4 protein-coding genes are annotated in these 2,648 nt (G+C 67.7%); 1 reads left to right on the top strand and 3 read right to left on the bottom strand.

What is annotated here, in order from left to right; translation table 11 throughout:
• The first annotated feature begins 401 nt into the window (after positions 1-401).
• Complete coding sequence (locus tag ABD901_RS58310; protein WP_345144956.1) at positions 402-779, top strand: hypothetical protein; 378 nt, start codon at positions 402-404, stop codon at positions 777-779.
• A gap of 131 nt (positions 780-910) precedes the next feature.
• Here the strand turns inward: ABD901_RS58310 and ABD901_RS58315 are convergent, their stop codons facing one another.
• The 3 genes from ABD901_RS58315 to ABD901_RS58325 form a co-directional block, all read right to left on the bottom strand.
• Positions 911-1,495, bottom strand: coding sequence for a hypothetical protein (locus ABD901_RS58315; RefSeq protein WP_345144958.1), 585 nt, complete (start codon positions 1,493-1,495; stop codon positions 911-913).
• An 82-nt stretch (positions 1,496-1,577) separates the two neighbouring features.
• The gene (locus tag ABD901_RS58320; RefSeq protein WP_345144960.1) at positions 1,578-1,793 is read right to left on the bottom strand and encodes a hypothetical protein; all 216 of its coding nucleotides are present in this window, start codon (positions 1,791-1,793) and stop codon (positions 1,578-1,580) included.
• Between the two features lie 252 nt (positions 1,794-2,045).
• Positions 2,046-2,606, bottom strand: a complete 561-nt coding sequence (locus ABD901_RS58325; RefSeq protein ID WP_345144962.1) for a hypothetical protein — start codon at positions 2,604-2,606, stop codon at positions 2,046-2,048.
• Positions 2,607-2,648: the final 42 nt, after the last annotated feature.

Here is a 2,648-nt window from a genome sequence, read left to right on the forward strand (position 1 = left end):
GATCGGGTTCGTCCTGTGCGCGCGGGTAACTGTTCTGGCGGTAAGCAAGACCAACGGCCAAGCTCCGCTTCGTGCGTGGCCCGACGGGGCGCGAGTCGTTCATACGCTCCACTACCGTGATCAGGTGTCCTGATCTGCCGCGAGTCGGTCGCTACCGATGGGTCGCAACCAGCCGAAGTGCCCCTGCCCAGGCACCCGCGTCCACACGCTCACCGCGCATGCTGCCGACCGTGCGCATCACGCGCAGCCGCGCATCGTGGGTGGTTGGATTGAATCGGAGACCCGGTCTCATGACGCGATGTGCGGACGGGTCTCCACCCAAACGAGCGCAACGGCGCGCGGACCACGGGAGCCGGGCATCTAGCGGCGGCCCGCAAGACGGCTCGTAGACTTTGCGGCCGATGAGCCTAGACGTGTACCCGTTCACCTACGGCCCGGACGGGACTCTATGCATGCCCGAGCTGCCGCCGGAGATGAGCACGTCCGTCGGCGCGGAGGCCACTCGCATCAGGTTGTGGTCCGCGCCGGCGGTTCGCTCGCTGGGCGCAACGTACCTGCCTCGGCTCGCCGACGGCGATCTATTCGTCCCGCCGGAGGAGACGGGTGCGTTCCTCCGTGAATGCGCGACCCTCCTCGCTCACCTCCCGGTCATCACCGCCGCCACGCGATACCAGGCGACGTACGAGGCAGATGAGTGGAACATCGAAGACTGCCTTGTCACCATGATCCGCGTCGTCCACTGGGCCCGAGCACAGGACTACGGCGTGCTGATCTGGTAGTGACTGTCACCTCGGCTCTGCGTCGATCTCGGGCCGGCATCCGCATCTGCCGCTGGTCGCGCGCTACGCAATGTAACCGGCAACGAGTCAAGCAGCCGCACGGTCGCGCCGTAGCGGGCACGTCGCCCGACTTAACCGCGGGCGGCGTAGCGGCGCAGCCAGGCGGCGTACTCGGCCGAGTAAGGGTCCGCGGCCAGTTCTGCCACCAGCGCGTCCAGTTCCGGCCCGGGCCCTTCCTCGGCCAGGAACGCGGCTCGCAGGGCCGGGTTCTCAGGACCACGGGCCGACAACTCGGCCCGCAGCCGGTCCCGGTCGAGCAGCCCGCGCAGCCGTTCGACCGGCCCGGCGAGCAGCGCCTCGGCCAACAGCGCCCCCGTCGCGGCGGCGGTTAGTTCGGAGGCGGTCCAGCCCATGCTCGGCAGATCGGTTCCGGGCGGCTTGACACGGCTGAGCAGCAGCCCGTCGGCGGTGGTCGGCAACGCCTTCTCTCGCGACTCGGTGGCGCGGTGGACCTGCGGTGCGACGACGATGGCCGTGTTGACGTGGAAGCGGGTCTGGCCGGGCTGAATGCTCGGGACCGGCTGGAGTTCGATGAGGGCGTGGTCGCCGAGGGCGTTGGTGCGGTACCACGTGTGCGTCTGCCGCCGGAAGCCCTCCGCCGCCAACCGTGCATCGGCGGCGGCGGCGACGTTTTTGAGCGGTGATCTGCGTGCCACGGCCAAAACGCTCCCAATGTCGGGTCCTCGTGTCACTGACGCAGGCCCGGGAGTGCGGCGATCGCGCTCCCGGGCCATTCCGTCACTCGCCTCCGGGGTACGCGATGGCGTGCCCGATGAACGCGACAACCATCATGACGCCGGCCAGGATGATCGTGCCGGCCGGGAAGCACTCGGTCGTCTGCCGGCAGATGCCGGGTGGCAGCTGCGAGAGTGGGTTCTGTTTCGGATGCCACAGGTCCCCCGTGGCGGGCTGGCGGCCGAGGGCCGGGGCGATGACCGGTACGGGATCCGGCACGCTGCTCCGCCACGCGACCATCATTTGTCCCATCGCCCGGCCGCCGACCGGCGACGAGCAGCAGTGCTGGTAGCGATCGAATCACGACCGCGACTGTCACTCAACATCAACTGCACGGACATGCCGCGATCCGCGCTCTTCCCAACGTGATGGCCCAGCAGTTGCTCGGCGTGCGGATCTGCCGATGAGCGCGCACGTTCGGACCTCTCCGAGTGTCATCTCGATAGCTGGGTTGCGCACGTGTCGGGCAGGTCACGGCCTTGATCCGGGGTGGCCTCGGCAGCGCATCATGTCGACATGAACATCGTGGGGCCGATTGCCGGCTTCTGTTGCGGACTTCTCGTCTTCGGCGGCGCAGGCACGCTCGCCATGAACTACCGGGGGTTCGCCGTGACGTTCGCCCGGCGCGCCGAGCAGTCGGCGCGCTCGGTAGGAATAGGACAGCAGCGCCCGCCACACCCGATGGACGAGCATGACCGGGTCCTCTTCGCCCGGATCATGGGTGGGGTCTTCGCGCTGATAGGCATCCTCATGATGGCGACGGTGATCGGTGGCGTCCTCGGCCTTCTCGACGTGTCGTACGGAGAGCCGGTCCCATGAACCACACCCGCACATGCCGCGAGTGTTGCGCGGCGGCGGGACCGTCGTCGTCACAGTGAGTGACAGGCCGAAAAGGCGCCGAAGCTTCCTGTCATGCCGATGTCCGTGCACCTGATCTTGCTCATGGTCCTTGCTCAACGGCATATCCAGCATCCCGTCGACCGAGCCGAGTTGGTGCCTGGTCGTGTCGATGAGCCCCGTCTGCCGGATCATGCAAACCGGTCCACGGCGTGATATCACTGCTGCTCATGAACA

Source organism: Dactylosporangium darangshiense, from assembly GCF_039537565.1.
Lineage (GTDB): Bacteria > Actinomycetota > Actinomycetes > Mycobacteriales > Micromonosporaceae > Dactylosporangium > Dactylosporangium darangshiense.